Origin of the sequence: Nocardia sp. NPDC060249 (genome assembly GCF_042728755.1) — a bacterium.
Classification (GTDB): Bacteria; Actinomycetota; Actinomycetes; order Mycobacteriales; family Mycobacteriaceae; genus Nocardia.
In genome coordinates this window covers 1,217,237-1,233,084 of sequence record NZ_JBHXAQ010000001.1, presented here as the reverse complement: position 1 = coordinate 1,233,084, position 15,848 = coordinate 1,217,237, and the positions used below count along the sequence as shown (strand labels likewise).

General features: G+C 69.1%; 16 protein-coding genes. 7 read left to right on the top strand and 9 right to left on the bottom strand.

Translation table 11 applies throughout. The features are described 5' to 3' along the window. Window positions 1–50: 50 nt before the first annotated feature. The gene (locus ACFWFP_RS05525) at window positions 51–791 is read right to left on the bottom strand and encodes an Asp/Glu/hydantoin racemase (RefSeq protein WP_378995253.1); all 741 of its coding nucleotides are present in this window, start codon (window positions 789–791) and stop codon (window positions 51–53) included. Between the two features lie 86 nt (window positions 792–877). On the opposite strand from ACFWFP_RS05525, the gene ACFWFP_RS05520 reads away from it, so the two are divergent. Beyond that, window positions 878–1,843 carry a D-2-hydroxyacid dehydrogenase gene (locus tag ACFWFP_RS05520; protein WP_379293303.1) on the top strand — a complete coding sequence of 322 codons (966 nt, stop codon included), beginning with the start codon at window positions 878–880 and terminating at the stop codon, window positions 1,841–1,843. 12 nt (window positions 1,844–1,855) lie between these two features. Continuing rightward, entirely contained in the window at window positions 1,856–3,250 is a 1,395-nt protein-coding gene (locus ACFWFP_RS05515) for an amidase (protein ID WP_379293302.1), read from the top strand. Between the two features lie 67 nt (window positions 3,251–3,317). Here the strand turns inward: ACFWFP_RS05515 and ACFWFP_RS05510 are convergent, their stop codons facing one another. Both ACFWFP_RS05510 and ACFWFP_RS05505 read right to left on the bottom strand, forming a co-directional pair. Continuing rightward, a complete protein-coding gene (locus tag ACFWFP_RS05510; protein ID WP_379293300.1) occupies window positions 3,318–3,812 on the bottom strand; it encodes a DUF3830 family protein in 495 nt (164 codons plus the stop codon). Between the two features lie 31 nt (window positions 3,813–3,843). Beyond that, a complete protein-coding gene (locus ACFWFP_RS05505; RefSeq protein ID WP_379293299.1) occupies window positions 3,844–5,085 on the bottom strand; it encodes an aspartate aminotransferase family protein in 1,242 nt (413 codons plus the stop codon). Window positions 5,086–5,192: 107 nt separating this feature from the next. On the opposite strand from ACFWFP_RS05505, the gene ACFWFP_RS05500 reads away from it, so the two are divergent. From ACFWFP_RS05500 to ACFWFP_RS05490, 3 genes are all read left to right on the top strand, one after another. Then, window positions 5,193–6,686, top strand: a complete 1,494-nt coding sequence (locus ACFWFP_RS05500; RefSeq protein WP_379293298.1) for an NAD-dependent succinate-semialdehyde dehydrogenase — start codon at window positions 5,193–5,195, stop codon at window positions 6,684–6,686. Between the two features lie 9 nt (window positions 6,687–6,695). Further along, window positions 6,696–7,769, top strand: coding sequence for a tartrate dehydrogenase (locus ACFWFP_RS05495; RefSeq protein ID WP_379293296.1), 1,074 nt, complete (start codon window positions 6,696–6,698; stop codon window positions 7,767–7,769). 203 nt (window positions 7,770–7,972) lie between these two features. Then, window positions 7,973–9,181 carry a molybdopterin-binding protein gene (locus tag ACFWFP_RS05490; protein ID WP_379293295.1) on the top strand — a complete coding sequence of 403 codons (1,209 nt, stop codon included), beginning with the start codon at window positions 7,973–7,975 and terminating at the stop codon, window positions 9,179–9,181. An 82-nt stretch (window positions 9,182–9,263) separates the two neighbouring features. On the opposite strand, the gene ACFWFP_RS05485 is transcribed toward ACFWFP_RS05490, so the two are convergent. Continuing rightward, the gene (locus tag ACFWFP_RS05485; protein WP_379293293.1) at window positions 9,264–10,505 is read right to left on the bottom strand and encodes an SPFH domain-containing protein; all 1,242 of its coding nucleotides are present in this window, start codon (window positions 10,503–10,505) and stop codon (window positions 9,264–9,266) included. A gap of 2 nt (window positions 10,506–10,507) precedes the next feature. Then, window positions 10,508–10,939, bottom strand: a complete 432-nt coding sequence (locus ACFWFP_RS05480) for an NfeD family protein (RefSeq protein ID WP_378627172.1) — start codon at window positions 10,937–10,939, stop codon at window positions 10,508–10,510. A 107-nt stretch (window positions 10,940–11,046) separates the two neighbouring features. Between ACFWFP_RS05480 and ACFWFP_RS05475 the strand changes: the two genes are divergently transcribed. Both ACFWFP_RS05475 and ACFWFP_RS05470 read left to right on the top strand, forming a co-directional pair. Beyond that, window positions 11,047–11,871, top strand: a complete 825-nt coding sequence (locus ACFWFP_RS05475; protein ID WP_379293292.1) for a DUF3097 domain-containing protein — start codon at window positions 11,047–11,049, stop codon at window positions 11,869–11,871. A gap of 112 nt (window positions 11,872–11,983) precedes the next feature. Beyond that, window positions 11,984–12,796, top strand: a complete 813-nt coding sequence (locus ACFWFP_RS05470) for a hypothetical protein (RefSeq protein ID WP_379293291.1) — start codon at window positions 11,984–11,986, stop codon at window positions 12,794–12,796. A gap of 72 nt (window positions 12,797–12,868) precedes the next feature. Here the strand turns inward: ACFWFP_RS05470 and ACFWFP_RS05465 are convergent, their stop codons facing one another. From ACFWFP_RS05465 to inhA, 4 genes are all read right to left on the bottom strand, one after another. Continuing rightward, entirely contained in the window at window positions 12,869–13,360 is a 492-nt protein-coding gene (locus tag ACFWFP_RS05465) for a hypothetical protein (protein ID WP_379293290.1), read from the bottom strand. A gap of 88 nt (window positions 13,361–13,448) precedes the next feature. Then, window positions 13,449–13,844, bottom strand: coding sequence for a hypothetical protein (locus tag ACFWFP_RS05460; protein WP_379293289.1), 396 nt, complete (start codon window positions 13,842–13,844; stop codon window positions 13,449–13,451). An 86-nt stretch (window positions 13,845–13,930) separates the two neighbouring features. Further along, window positions 13,931–14,980, bottom strand: a complete 1,050-nt coding sequence (locus ACFWFP_RS05455) for a ferrochelatase (RefSeq protein WP_379293288.1) — start codon at window positions 14,978–14,980, stop codon at window positions 13,931–13,933. Further along, a complete protein-coding gene (gene inhA, locus ACFWFP_RS05450) occupies window positions 14,980–15,816 on the bottom strand; it encodes an NADH-dependent enoyl-ACP reductase InhA (RefSeq protein ID WP_358111777.1) in 837 nt (278 codons plus the stop codon). Before inhA ends, ACFWFP_RS05455 begins: the two co-directional genes overlap by 1 nt. Window positions 15,817–15,848: the final 32 nt, after the last annotated feature.

Sequence of the window (15,848 nt, the reverse complement as noted above, 5' to 3'; positions counted from 1 at the left end):
AAGACATTGACGAGCCACTTTCCTGGGCAGAATGTCGCGTCCTCATTCGACTAGAAGACATTGACGAGCCACTTTCCTGGGCCCATCATGGGGAGTTTCATTCGGCCGAGGCAGGCCCACATGGTCAGTTGATTGGCGGTGAGGACGGGTTTGCCGAGCGCCTGTTCGAGTGGCTCGATCACGTCGTAGGTCGGCAGGTTGGTGCAGCTGACGAAGATCGCTTCCGAGCGGGGGTCGTCGGCGCCGAGTATCCGTTCGGCGATGGTGCGGTAGTTGACCTTCCAGATACCGCCGCCGAGCCCGAGGTGATCGGACTTGATCGTGGTGCAGCCCGCCTCGTCGAGGAAGTCGTGCAGTTTGCCGGTGAGGATCTCGTCGTACGGGGTGATGACCGACATCCGGGTGATGTTGAGGTGCTTGATCGCTTCCACCAAGGCGCCCGAGGTGGTCACCGCGTCGGGCGCACCGGCCAGGCAGATCGTCTCCCGCAGGGATCGTTCGTAGGCGAGCCCGTTGATGAAGCTGCCCGACGTGCACAGGTAGGCGACAACTTCCGGTTCCACGTGCAGCACGTCGTGGGTGGCCGCGGTCAGGTGCAGCGGATTGGACACCAATTCGGCCATCGCCAGGGATACCGGTACCGGTTCGTACGGTGTGCGGGCCAGGTGCAGACTCACCTCCAAGGGCGCCCACCGCCACAGTTCCCGTTCGAGGGCGAGGTCGAACGGCGCGATCACGCCGATCCCTCGTTGGGCTACCGGCCCGTCGATGTCCGGGAAGCTGAACTCCACTGCGGCCCCTCTCGCGCTCAGCCGGGCAGACCTCCGAACACGATCGGATTGTTGACAATCATACGATCTGATCGTACGGTGTCAATGTGGAAAACGGGCCGATTGTCACCGTCCTACATCGTGACAGCGTGCCCGAACCGGACCTCATGGCCCCCGTTGCCGAGCGCGCCGACGTGCGCTACACCGAGGCCGACGGGCTCGCCGATGCGCTACCCGGCGCCGATGTGCTGTTCGTCTACGACTTCCAGACCCGCGCCGTACCCGGTGCGTGGCACCGCGCCGATCGCCTGCGCTGGCTGCACATGGGCGGCGTCGGCGTGGATCCGGTGATGTTCCCGGAGCTGCGCGCCTCCGATGTGGTGGTCACCAATACCCGCAATGTCTTCGATACCGCCATCGCCGAATATGTCCTCGGGCAGATCATCTCGTTCGCCAAGGACCTGCCCGGGTCGATCCGGTTGCAGCAGCGGCACGAGTGGCGCCACCGCGAATCCGAGCGCGTGGCCGGGGCCACGGCACTGATCGTCGGAACCGGCTCGATCGGCCGGACCATCGCGCGATTGCTGCGCGCCGCGGGCATGACGGTGCGCGGGGTGGGGCGCCGCGCCCGCTCCGGCGACCCGGATTTCGGCACCGTCAGCGACGACCTGCACGCCGAACTGCCCGGCGCGGACTACGTGATCGCGATCGCCCCGCTCACCGCGCAGACCCGGCACATGTTCGATGCCGCCGCGTTCGCGGCGATGAAACCGCATGCCAGGTTTGTCAATGTCGGACGCGGGGAACTAGTGGTTACCGACGATCTCGTGGCCGCGCTCGGCAACGGTTCGATCGCCGCGGCCGCACTGGACGTGGTGGATCCGGAGCCGCTGCCCGCCGGTCATCCGCTCTGGGATCTGCCGAATGTGGTGCTCACGCCGCACAATTCGGGCGATTTCCGTGGCTGGCGCACCGAGATCGTCCGCGCATTCACCGACAATTTCGGCAGGTGGGCAGCCGGACTGCCGCTGGACAACGTTGTCGACAAGACGCTCGGGTACGTGCCCGGCTGAAGGAGCCCCGCCATGACGCAGCCCGATCTCCCCACCGATCCCACCGTGATGACGGCGGTTCAGTTGGTCTCGGCCTATGCGGCCGGGCAGCTCTCCCCTGTCGAAGCGGCGCAAGCCTGCCTGGACGCCATCGCCGCCCGTGACGGCGCGCTCAACGCCTTCTGCCTGGTCGATCCGGACCGGGCGCTGGTGCAGGCCAAGGACTCCGAGGCGCGCTGGCAGTCGGGCCATCCGCGCGGGTTGCTCGACGGTGTGCCGATTTCCATCAAGGACATCTTCCTGACCGAAGGCTGGCCGACCCTGCGTGGTTCCACCTGCGTCGACGCGGGCGGGCCGTGGCTGGTGGACAGTCCGGTCGCCGCTCGGCTGCGCGAGGACGGGATGGTGTTCGTCGGCAAGACGACCACCCCGGAGATCGCCTGGAAGGGTGTCACCGACAGTGCGCTCACCGGCATCACCCGCAATCCCGCCGATCCCGCGACGACCGCGGGCGGGTCGTCGGGGGGCAGCGCGGCGGCGGTGGCGGGCGGGATGACGCCGGTATCGGTGGGCACCGACGGTGGCGGCAGCATCCGGATTCCTGCTTCGTTCTGCGGGATCGTCGGCTTCAAACCGACGCACGGGCGGGTGCCGCTGTACCCGGCCAGCCCGTTCGGGCCCCTCGCCCACGCCGGGCCGATGACGCGCACCGTCGAGGACGCGGCACTGCTGATGGACATCCTCTCGCTGCCGGATCCGCGCGACCCGACGGCGCTGGCCCCCACCTTGACGACCTTCCGCAGTCAGATGCAGCGGGATGTGCGCGGGCTGTCGGTCGGCTACTCCGCCACGCTCGGGTACGCACAGGTGGACCCCGAGGTGGCCGAGATCGTCGAGAGCGCGGTGCGGCGGTTGGCCGAGGCCGACCTGACCATCGATGCGGTCGACCCCGGATTCGCTGACCCGCGCGAAGCCTTCGACACTCTGTGGGCCGCGGGTGCGGCGACCATGCTGTCGAAGTTCCCGGCCGGGTCCCGTGCGAAGGTGGATCCCGGCTTGGGCGCGGTCTGGGCGCGCGGCGAAGCCGTCAGCGCTGTCGACTATCTCGATGCCCGCCACGTCGCGGCGGAAGTCGGTATCACGATGGGCAATTTCCACACCGCCTACGACGTCCTGATCACCCCGACCATGCCGATCACCGCGTTCGAGGCCGGACACGATGTGCCGCCGGGCAGCGGACTGCGCGGGTGGCCCGACTGGACCCCGTTCACCTACCCGTTCAACATGACTCAGCAGCCGGCCATCAGCATCCCGGCCGGTACGACGCGCGCCGGCATGCCGGTGGGCTTGCAGATTGTCGGCCCCCGGCATTCCGATGACTTGATCCTCGCGGTCGCCAGGCACGCCGAGTTCGTGCTGAACTCCTGAAACAAATAGGGCGCGCACCGCTTTCGCCGCCGCCGAGGGAATCGGCGGCGGCGAGGCGGTCGTTGTCTCACGCGCGGGCGAATGCCAGCGTCTCCCCCTCGACACCGCGCAACCACAGTCCGTTGCAGGCGGTCGCCACGCCCGCGAGGCCGTCCTCGATCGTGGCGAAGACGCTGCCGGGGACCCAGCCGAGGTCGCCGTTGATCAGCAGATTGTTGCGGCCGTAGAACAGGGCCAGGTCGGTGGCGCCCTGGGCGTGATGGGCCGCGGAGCCGGGTTCGTAGCCGTAGGCGGGGTTGCCGATTTCCCACGGTTCGAAGTCGAAGAGGCAGACGTCACCGGGAATCGGTGTGACGGTGGGATTTTCGCGATGCGGGGCCGCCGTGATGCGGGGCACCAGGGCGTAGACCTCGTTGCGGGCGTATTTGGCGTGGAAGGCGTCGCCCTCCTGGGGGAGCGCATCCCAGACGGCGGCACACGTGAGCGGGGCTTCGTCGTCGAGCAGGCGCGCGCGACAGGTGACGCCGGCTTTGGTGAGGGTGATGCTCATGTAGCGGGCCATCGGCCTCCTGCTTCCTGTGCGGTGCGGCGGACTACAGCTCGGCGAGGACTTCCGACCAGATCGCCAGCGCGTCCTCGATCTGAGTTTCGGTGACGATGAGCGGCGGGATCATGCGCACGACATTCATGTGCGCGCCGCAGGTGAGCAGCAGCAGTCCCTTGTCGACGGCGGCCTTCTGGGCGGCCGATGCCGTCGCGGTGTCGGGTTCGCCGGTCGGCGTGGTGAATTCGGCGCCGACGAGCAGACCGAGTCCACGGACGTCCCCGATCGCCTTGGTGGCGAGACTTTCGACGCCCCTGAGCAATTGCGCGCCACGGACGGCGGCGTTGTCGACGAGACCCTCGGCCTCGATCACCTCGAGTGTCGCGACCGCCGCGGCACAGGCCACCGCGTTGCCGCCGTAGGTCCCGCCCTGCGAGCCCGGCCAGGCCTTGGCCATCAACTCCCGCGACGCCGCGATGCCAGACAGCGGGAACCCGCTGGCCAAGCCCTTGGCGATGGTGATCACGTCGGGGCGGACGTCGAAGTGCTGGTGGCCGAAGAACTTTCCGGTCCGGCCGAAGCCGGTCTGGATCTCGTCGAAGACCAGCAGGATGCCGTGCCGGTCGGCGCGCTCGCGCAGGCCGTGGAAGAACCGGGTGTTGCCGGGGATGTAGCCGCCCTCGCCGAGCACCGGTTCGACGATGAACGCGGCGGTTTCCGCGGGCGAGGTGAGAGTGGCGAGCAGATAGTCGAGCTCACGCAGCGCGAAGTCGGTGGCTTCGGCTTCGCTCCAGCCGTAGCGGAAGGCCGTCGGAAACGGGGCCACGTGTACCCCGGACATCAACGGGCTGAACCCCGCCGAGAACCGGGTTCCCGAGGTGGTCATGGTCGCCGCGGCGACGGTGCGGCCGTGAAAACCGCCGTGGAAGACGACCACGTTCGGGCGCCCGGTGGCTTGGCGGGCCAGACGCAGCGCGGCCTCGACCGCCTCGCTGCCGGAATTGGCGAAGAACAGCGCGTCCAAGCCCTCGGGCAGCACAGCGCCGAGCCGCTCGGTGAGTTCGAGCAGCGGCCGGTGCAGCACCGTCGTGTACTGGCCGTGGATCAGGCTGGCGACCTGGGCCTGCGCCGCCGCGACCACGGTGGGATGGCAGTGCCCGGTGCTGGTGACGCCGATCCCGGCGGTGAAATCCAGGTAGCGGCGACCGTCGGTGTCGTAGAGGTAGCAGCCTGCGCCGTGGTCGACGTGGACGGGCGTGGCCTGCTTCAGGACGGGAGACAGCTCGGTCATCAAGGACTCCCCAGATTGTCTATTGTCGGATTGTTGACAATATGCATAACATGGCGGCAGGGTTCACAGCAATGGGCGATCCCACCGCGTCGGGAGGCAGGCACCGCATGGACGAGTCCGGAGGCAGCGCGCAGCTGCTCGACAACCTGAGCGCCGCCGAGCAGGCCGCGATCGACAGCGTTCCGCAGGGGCTGTTCATCGGCGGCCGATGGCGTGACTGCGCCGCCACGCTGCCCGTCCTCGATCCCGCGACCGGTGCGCGGCTGTGCGCGGTGGCGGACGCGACTGCGGCCGACGGACTCGACGCACTCGCCGCGGCCGCCGCCGCCCAGGCGGCCTGGGCCGGCACCCCGGCACGCACCCGCAGCGACATCCTGATGCGCGCGCACCACGCGCTGCTGGCCGGCACCGAACGCCTCGCTCTGGTCATGACCCTCGAGATGGGCAAGCCGCTCGCCGAGGCGCGTGGCGAAGTCGCCTATGCCGCGGAGTTCTTCCGCTGGTTCGCCGAGGAAGCCGTCCGCCTCGACGGCGGGTACCTGCCCGCGCCGACGGGCGGATCCCGGTTCCTGGTGACGAAGCAACCGGTGGGGCCGAGCCTGCTCATCACGCCGTGGAACTTCCCGATGGCGATGGGCGCGCGCAAGATCGCGCCCGCGCTGGCCGCCGGATGCACCTGCGTGGTGAAGCCCGCCGAACAGACACCGCTGTCGATGCTGGCGCTCGCGGCGATCCTGGCCCAGGCGGGGGTGCCCGACGGTGTGGTCAATGTGGTGACCACCGCCGACCCCGGTGCGCTGATGACGCCGCTCATCGCCGATCCGCGCTCGCGGAAACTCTCCTTCACCGGGTCCACCGCCATCGGCAAACTCCTGCTGGAACAGTGCGCCCGCACTGTCATGCGCACCTCGATGGAACTCGGCGGCAACGCGCCGCTGCTGGTGTTCGACGATGCCGATCTCGACGAAGCGGTCGAGGGTGCGCTCGCCGCCAAGATGCGCAATATCGGCCAGGCCTGTACGGCCGCGAACCGAATTCTGGCGCAGCGCGGCATCGCCGCGGCATTCGCCGAGCGACTGGCCGCGCGCATGGCGGCCTTGCCGATGGGTCGTGGCACCGAGCCGGGCGTGGTCGTCGGGCCGCTCATCGACGCCGATGCCGTAGCCAAGGTCGAGCACCTCGTGGCCGACGCACGCCAGCGCGGCGCCGAGGTGCGCCTCGGTGGCACGGCGATCGACGGACCGGGCACCTTCTACCCGGCGACCGTGCTCACCGGCGTCCCCGACGACGCCGAGTTGTGCCACACCGAGATCTTCGGACCCGTCGCCGCGATCGGCACGTTCGACACCGAGGACGAGGCGATCACCCGCGCCAACGACACCCCCTACGGGCTGGTGGCGTATGTGTTCACCGAGAACCTGCGTCGCGGACTGCGCGTCTGCGAAGCGCTCGACACGGGGATGGTCGGCCTGAACCAGGGCGTGGTCTCCAATCCGGCCGCGCCCTTCGGCGGAGTGAAGGAATCCGGACTCGGGCGCGAGGGCGGTTTCACCGGGATCGACGAATTCCTCGAGACCAAATACATCGGCGTCAAGGTTTAGGGAGACAGCGTGCGCACATACCGGATCGCCACCATTCCGGGCGACGGAATCGGCGTCGACGTGACCGTCGAGGCGGTGAAGGTGCTCGACCGGGTCCTGCCGGGAATCCGCTGGACCGAGTTCGACTGGTCGTGCGAGAACTATCTGCGGACCGGTGCGATGATGCCGGCCGACGGGCCCGAACAACTCGCAGGGTTCGACGCGATCCTGTTGGGCGCGGTCGGATTCCCCGGGGTGCCCGACCACATCTCGCTGTGGGGCCTGCTGATTCCGCTGCGGCGCGCCTTCGGCCAGTACGTCAACCTGCGGCCGGTGCGGCTGCTGCCCGGCACGCAATCGGCGCTGCGCGACCGCAACGCCGAGGACCTCGACATTCTCATCGTGCGGGAGAACTCCGAGGGCGAGTACTCCGAGATCGGCGGCATCCACAACCCGGGCAGGCCGGACGAATTCGTGCTGCAGGAATCGGTGTTCACCCGCACCGGCTGCGAACGGATCATCCGCTACGCCTTCGACCGCGCCGCCGAACGCTCGGGGACGCTCTGTTCGGCGACGAAATCCAACGGGCTCATCCACTCGATGCCCTACTGGGACAGCGTTTTCGAGCGCGTAGCCGCCGAGTACCCGACGGTGCGGACCCGGCAGATGCACGTCGACGCCCTCGCCGCCGAAATCGTGCTCCACCCCGATCGGCTGGATGTGATCGTGGGCTCGAACCTGTTCGGCGACATCCTCTCCGACCTCGCCGCGGCCGTCACCGGCGGACTCGGGCTCGCGCCCTCGGGCAATATCAACCCCGCGGCGGACGCGCCGTCGATGTTCGAGGCCGTGCACGGTAGCGCGCCCGACATCGCGGGCATGGGCATCGCCGACCCCGTCGCCCAGATCCTCGCCGGGGCCATGCTGCTCGCCCACCTGGGTGAGCACGCCGCGGCCACCGCCGTCGACCGCGCGGTCTGCGATGTCCTCGCCGCGGGTACTGTCCGGACACCGGACCTCGGCGGCACCGCTACCACCGCCGACCTGGGCACCGCCATCGCCGAACGCGCCGCCGAACTCGCGATCACCCTCACCCGAGCGTGATCCGAACTCGCCCGCCGCTGACCGGCCGGACGCCGGCACGTAACCGGCGGGCACCCGCTGGTGACGCCGAACTGCGCACCGAGCGGCACGCGCCGGCGTGAGCACAACGTCATCGCGAGGCAACTGCCCAGAAAATCGCAGGCAATCGGTGATGCGCACGATGAGTCGCAGTATCGATGATGGTCCTCGGAAGGCGGAACGTGGTGACGAGCGCACGGGTGGGCGTAGTTCCGGCGGTGCAATGCGGGCTGGGTCTGGTGCGCGCGCGAATAGCCGCGGACCTCGAGCCGATCACGGTGCGTGAGCGACCCGTCGCCGAGGCCGTGGGGGCGACCCTGGCTGTCGCCCTCACCGCGGGCACGCCCCTGCCGCGGGTGGACAGCGCCGCCATGGACGGTTACGCGGTCGCTGGCCCCGGACCGTGGTGGCGGCTGCACCAGCAGGTCAGCTACGCCGGGCGCGGCTGCTCGGTGGTGCTGGCGCCCGGCGAGGCGGTGCGGATCGCGACCGGCGCGGCGACCCCGCTGGGCACCACGGCGACCCTGCGCGACGAACACATCGTGACCACGAGTGTGTCCGGCACACCGGTGGTGATGCGCGCCCCCGGCGCGCCGGTCCGCGACGACACCCGCCGCCAAGGCGAACACTGGAGCAGCGGAACGGAATTGGCTCGCGCCGGCGCGCGCGTCTCACCGGCGCTGGCTTCGGCGGCGCTCAGCGCCGAAGCCGAAACCGTCAGCGTGCGTGGACCTTTGCGCGCCGACGTGGTGATGACCGGCGACGAGATCCGCGCTGTCGGCCCGCTCGGCCCTGGCGAAACCCGCGACTCCCTCGGCCCGGTCATGCCGGAGTTCCTGCGCTGCTGCGATATCGAGAGCACCGGCCTGTGGCACCTCGCCGACAGCCGCGACCTGCTGCGCTCCTGGCTCACCCTGAAATCCCACGCCGACCTGGTCGTCATGGTCGGTGCCACCGGTCGCGGCGCCGCCGACCACCTGCGCACCCTGCTCGCCGACCTGGGTGCCCGCATCATCGTCGAACGGATAGCGATCCGCCCCGGCGGCTCCACCCTCGTCGCCCAGCTCCCCGACGGCCGCGTCCTCCTGGGTCTGCCCGGCAACCCCTTCGCCGCCGTAGCCGCCCTCCTGGCCGTCGGCCCGGCCATCGTCGACGCCCTCACACTGCGCACGCCCGGCCCCACCATGTGGGGCCGGCTCTCCGACGCCGGCGTCATGGAAGGCGAAGCCACCCGGATCGTCGGCGTCCAGCAACACCCCGGCGGTGTCTGGCGCAGCACCGGCCCCGCGCACACTCCCCATCTCGCCGGCCTCATCCCCTGCCAAGCCCTGGCCATCCTGCCCCCTGGCACCGGCCGAGGCTCGCTCGTGGAACTCCTCCCCCTCCCCCACTGATCCCGATAGCGTTGCCACACAACAGAAACGGCCCCGATGTGGAAGTCCACACCGGGGCCGTACGCTGCGGGATCCGACCGGATCAGCCCTGTTGCGGCGGCTGCCAGGGGCGACCGTAGGGGTCCTCGGAGCGCGGGGCGGGGTGTTCGGCCGGAGCGATCGGGGGTGGGGTCGGAAGTTCCGGGTCCACCTTGGCCACTGAGGTCTTCGGGCGCGGCGCGGGGGAATCGAAACCCTCGACGGGCGTGCGCGCGGTGGCTTCCGCGGCGCGGACGGCTTCGGCGATCTTGGGGTCCGAGGCGGTCTCGAACCAGTCGGCCACGTCGGTGTCGTCTTCGATCTTCACCGGAGCTTCGTCGGCGGACGGTTCGTAGCGGAAGACGCCGTCCTCGCCCTTGGTGGCGAAGTTCTGGGCGAAACCTTCGAGCGCCTTGCCGAAATCGCTGGGGACCAGCCACACCTTGTTCGCATCGCCCTTGGCCACCATCGGCAGGGTCTGCATGTACTGGTAGGCGAGCAGTTCCGGAGTCGGCTTGCCGTTCTTGATGGCGGCGAACACCTTCTCGATCGCCTTCGCCTGACCCTGGGCCTGCAGGTAGGAGGCGGCGCGTTCACCCTGGGCACGCAGGATGCGGCTCTGGCGTTCACCCTCGGCCGACAGGATCGAGGACTGCTTGCCGCCCTCGGCGGTCAGGATCGCCGCCTGCTTGGCACCCTCGGCGGTCTTGATCTGCGCTTCGCGGTTACCTTCGGCGGTGAGGATCGTCGCGCGCTTCTCGCGATCGGCCTTCATCTGCTTCTCCATCGATTCCTGGATCGACGGCGGCGGATCGATGGACTTGAGCTCCACGCGGGCCACCCGCAGGCCCCAGCGGCCGGTGGCCTCGTCGAGCACACCGCGCAGCTGATTGTTGATCTGATCGCGCGAGGTCAGCGTCTCTTCCAGGGTCATGCCACCGACCACATTGCGCAGCGTGGTGACGGTGAGCTGCTCGACCGCGGCGATGTAGTTGCTGATCTCGTACACAGCGGCCTGCGGGCTGGTGACCTGGAAATACACCACCGAGTCGATCTGCAGGGTGAGGTTGTCCTGGGTGATCACCGGCTGCGGCGGGAACGACACGACCCGCTCGCGCAGGTCCACCTTCGCGCGGACCCGATCGGCAAACGGGACGAGGAACGTCAGCTGACCGGACACGGTGCGCGAATAACGCCCGAGCCGTTCGATCACCGCCGCCTCGGCCTGCGGGACGAGAGCGATCGATTTGAACACCACCACCACGACCAACAGGACGAGGACGGCGGCCACGATCAAGGCAACCATTGCTAGGGACCCTTCCAGACGACGGCGGTCGCGCCATCGATCTTCATCACATAGACAGTCACACCGGCTTCGTACACTTCACTCGGGTCGAGCGGACGCGCGGTCCAGACCTCGCCGCCGAGCTTGACCTGACCCGAATACTCCGCGACCTGCTCGAGCACCAGTGCCGACTTCCCCGGCAGCGCATCGGCATTCGTCGGGGTGGGCGGCGGGGTACCGAACTTGCGGCGCAGCAGCGGGCGCACGCCGAGGAAGAGCACACCGGCCATCGCGGCGAACACCAGCGCGTCGCCCCACACCGGTAGGTCGGTGGCAGCGCTCACGCCCGCCGTGCCGAGTGCGGCCACGCCCAGCGTGAGCAGCATGAGATCCCCGGTGAGCATTTCCGCCGCCGCGAGAACGATGCCCGCGATCAGCCAGACTATTGCGGCCACCCTGCCAGCCTAGCCCCGATGACCGATTCGCGGGCGGGCTCGCCTGATTGCCGGGCCCGGTGCGCCGATGCCACACACTCTGTTACAGGCGAGGTAGTTTCGGGGGCGTGAGTGCACGAGACAGCTACGGCGACATCTATTCCGGACACGATCGGACCAAGAAGAAGCCGGTGCCGACAGTGCGTGCCGAACGCGACCTGGTGGTGGAGGACGCGGCGAGCGGATTCTGCGGTGCCGTAGTCGGTTTCGATCGCAGCTATGACGGCGAGTTCGTGAAACTCGAGGACGCGCGCGGGGCGGTGCGGTTGTTCGCGATGCGTGAGGCGGCCTTCCTGATCGACGGCAAACCGGTCACGCTGACCAAGCCCACCACGAGCGCGCCGACACAGCAGGCACGGTCGGCGTCGGGTTCCACCCGCGTCGAGGGACTGCGGGCACGGGTCGCGCGGACCAGCCGGATCTGGGTGGAGGGCGTGCACGACGCGGCGCTCGTCGAACGAGTGTGGGGCCACGACCTGCGGGTCGAGGGCGTGGTCGTCGAACACCTCGAGGGCCTCGACAATCTGGGCGCCCGGCTCACCGAGTTCGAGCCCGGCCCCGGCGCCCGGGTGGGTGTGCTCGTCGACCACCTGGTGACCGGCTCGAAGGAGACGCACCTGACCACCGGCCTCGGCCCGCACGTGCTGGTGACCGGTCATCCCTACATCGATGTCTGGCAGGCGGTACGCCCCGCCGCGCTCGGCATCGACGCATGGCCTGCGGTGCCGCGCGGGGAGGACTGGAAGACCGGAATCTGCGCGCGCCTCGGCTGGGGAACACCGCAGCAGGGCTGGCGCCGTGTCTACGATGCGGTCGGCTCGTTCCGGGATCTGGAATCCCCACTCATCGGCGCCGTCGAGCGGCTCATCGACTTCGTGACCGAGCCGGAGTGAAGGCACAGCAGGTCAGGCGGGTCCTCGCGCCGAAATCAGTGACCCGCGTAGGCACCATCGACCACCTCGGTGCGCGCACGCGATCGCGGGCGAACCTTTATGCTCGATGATTATGTGCTCTCCCAGTGCCACGCTGACGCTGTGGGCCGGCTCCTGGCTGGCCGGTACCAGCGCGCCCGACGACGTGCTGGAGGCACTGCACGCCTGGGCGCCGCGGCACACCATCGCGGCGGGCGACCCGGTCACCGGCGGACGCACGGACCTGCCATGGACCTCACGCGGTGCGGCGGGCACCGGAGCCATGCCGCTACTCAAGGTGATCCGCGAGGCGATGGCGCCGGCCGGGGCGCAGGTGCGCCTGGTCCTGCCCGCACCGGGTGACGTCCGCGGGCTGCCGGTGGGCACCGCGTTCGCGGCCGACGCGATCGACGCCGAGGAGGGCCTGCTGCTCGGTGTTCCCGGCGAACCCGGCACCGGTCTGATCCCCCAGTGGGACGACGACGACACCCTGCAGTGGACCGTCTACGGCGTCGATCTGCCCCGTGTCGCGGGTCACGACATGTCGCTCGGCGAAGCCGAGTACACGATGCGCGAATCGGTACGCGACGCCGCCGACGCCCTGATGCGGCTGCACACCACCTCGGTCGGCAACGGCGACGACGATCCGCGCGAACAGATCGAGGCCCAGCTCGCAGCCTACGCGCGCCATGCCTACCCTGACTCGATCCCGTTGCGCGCCAAGCGAATTCTCGATACCGCTGATCACGTCGCCGCGATCCTCACCGTCGCTCAGCACGAGCCGGCGTCCGCACCCACCTCGGCCACCGCGCTCGGCGCGCACGAATCCCTGCTGCGCCCGCTGTGGAACACGATCCGCGAGGCCCGCCTCGTCGCGGTGCACGCCGCCGCCCGCCGCGACACCTGAGCCACCCGCATTCGGGACGGAACGTATTCGCCGAATCCGGTATCGCACGCCGGACCCCTCAGAGCCGATCCGTCAGCGCCGGTACGGCTGCTGGTACTGCGGCTGCTGGGGATACGGCATCTGCTGGGGGTACGGGTACTGCTGCTGCGGGTACGGCATCGGCTGCTGCTGCGGATACGGCTGCGGATACTGACCCTGCGGATACTGCGGCGGGTACTGAGCCTGCGGGTAGCCGGGGCCGGAGGGTTGCTGCTGCGGGTACGGCTGCTGATACTGAGCCGGGTAGGGCTGGGGCGGCATCTGGTGCTGAGGCGGCATCTGGTGTGGCGCAGCCTGATTCGAGGAACTACTGAACGTGCGGATCAACACGACCACCACGATGAGCACGACCACGCCGATGATCAGGTACCAGACCCACTCCGGGACCCCGCCGCCACCGACGCTGACGCTGCTACCGCCCCCACGACGGGCCAGCACCGTCCCCGCATCGCCCGCGAGTACGCCGTCGCCGGTGCGAAGACCTCCCCGAGCCAGTGCGGTCAGCGTCATCTCGGCACGGTTCATCGGGCCCTCCCCGTAGCATCACCCGACCTTCGGGCGAAGGTCTGCGGCGATGCTAACGCAGAGCCGGCTCGAAGTGGGAAGTGCCAGTTCAGAATCCGCCGAGGGCGACTTTGAGGCTGGGCACATCGAGCGAGGCGAGCGTCGCATCGCGAACCTGCGGGCAGGTGCGGCCGGTGACGGTGTCGACGATGTGGCGGTTGTAGGCGATCGCGGCGTTGGCGACGGTGTCGTTGACCGTCCACAGTCTCACCGCGCCGGTGAACGCCACCCGCGCGACCCGCGGGCCCAGCGCCTTCCACGTCCCCTTCTGCCCGTCGAGAATGCCGCACAGTTCCTGGACGGATGCCTGCGAGATCGTGGGCTCGGTGGGCTGCGGGGGCTGGGTCTGGTAGCCGGAATCCCCGCCACAGCCGGTCAGACCGAGCGCGGCGGCGGTCAGTACCAGGGCGAACCCGGCGGCGCGGCGCGGCGTTGTCGAATTCATCGGAAATCCTCCGATCAGTCGAGCGCAACTGTGAAAAGGCTACTCCTCGAACCGGGGACTACCGGTGAATGGTTATCCGGTTGTGTTCAGCGCCGAACCGGGCGCGCGGGCAGTTCGCAGCAACCGGGAGCACACAGGGCACCGTCGACAGTGCAGCCGTACCCGGGCACCGTGCCGAGTTCGCGCACCGGACCGTCGCTCACGCGTTCGGCGATCAGTTCGACGATCATCCGGGAGAACCGCGGATCGGTGCCGGGCGTCCCCGCGCGGGCGAAGGCCATGCCGAGCTCGGTGGCGCGGGTCGCGGCTTCGTTGTCGAGGTCCCAGATCACCTCGAGATGATCGGAGACGAAACCGACCGGGCACACCACCACGGCGTCGATTCCCTTGCCGTGCAGCACATCCAGGTGGTCGACGATGTCGGGTTCGAGCCACGGCACCTGCGGCGGGCCCGAGCGCGACTGCCACACCACGTCGTACTCGGCGAAACCGGTTGCCGCGGCACACAATCGGGCGGCTTCGGCGACCTGCCTGCTGTAGAGGCGCCCGCCCTCGGCCGGCGGTCCCGCCGACAGGTCGGCCGAGACGGGGATGGAATGTGCGGTGAAAACCAGGCGCGCTCGCTCGCGGCGATCGGCCGGAATCCGGTGCACCGCGGCGGTGATCGCGTCGGCGAACGACTCGATCAGCAGCGGGTGGTCGAAGTACTGGCGCAGTTTCACCAGCTCGGGGGCACCGGCGCCGACAGCCGTGCGGGCTCGGGTGATGTCTTCGTCGTACTGGCGGCAACCGGAGTACCCACCCCACGCCGAGGTCGGGAAGACCAGCGCCGAGCGCACACCGTCGGCGGTCATCCGCGCGACCGTGTCCTCGACCAGGGGATGCCAGTTGCGATTGCCGAAATAGACCGGTAGATCCATCCCGGCATCGGCGAGGTCGGCCTCGAGCGCCGCGATGATCTGCAGATTCAACGCGTTGATCGGCGAGATCCCGCCGAAATGCAGGTAGTGCTGCGCCACCTCGGCGAGCCGTTCGGGGGGCACCCCGCGGCCCCGAGTGACGTTCTCCAGAAAGGGGATCACGTCCTCGGGACCTTCGGGACCACCGAAGGACAGCAGCAGCAGGGCGTCCGGCATCAGCTCAGGGACATGTTCTCCGGGAACCACATGTTGTGGCTGGCGCCGCCGTCGACGTAGATGATCGAGCCGGTGGTGGCGGGCAGCCAATCCGAGAGCAGCGCCACGATCGACTTGCCGACCGCGCGCGGATCGTTGCCGTCCCAGCCGATCGGCGACGCGCCGTCCCAGTACTGGTCGAGCTGGACGAGCTGCTTGGCATCGTCGGTGGCGGTGCCCGCGATGGCCTTGGCCGCGAGGGTCTTGATCGGGCCCGCGGCGATCAGGTTGGAGCGCACCTTCTTGGCCGCGCCGACCTCACGCGCCACATAGCGGTTCACCGACTCCAGCGCGGCCTTGGACACGCCCATCCAGTTGTAGTACGGCATGGCCACGCGCGGATCGAAGTCCATGCCGACCAGCGAGCCGCCCTCGTTCATGACGGGGAGCACGGCGCGCGCGAGCGAGGCGTAGCTCCACGCGGAGATCTCGAACGACTTGGCGACATCGGGGCCGGGGCCCTCGAGGAACGGCAGCGCACCGGGGCCCATGATCGAGCGGGGCGCGAACGCGATGGAGTGCAGCGCGCCGTCGATGCCCTCGGGCGCCAGCTCACGCAGCTTCTCGGTGAGCGCGGCCAGATCCTCTTCGTTGGTCACGTCGAGGCCGATGGCAGGCGGCACCTCCTGCGGCAGCCGCTTGGCGATGCGGTCGATGAGCCGCAAGCGCTCGGGAATACCGGTGATGATCACCCTCGCGCCCTGCTCCTGCGCGATCGCGGCCGCGTGGAACGCGATCGACGAGTCGGTGATGATGCCGGTGACCAGGATGGTCTTGCCTTCGAGCAATCCGCCCATGAGTTTTCGGTTCTCCTGAAATCAGTATGGTT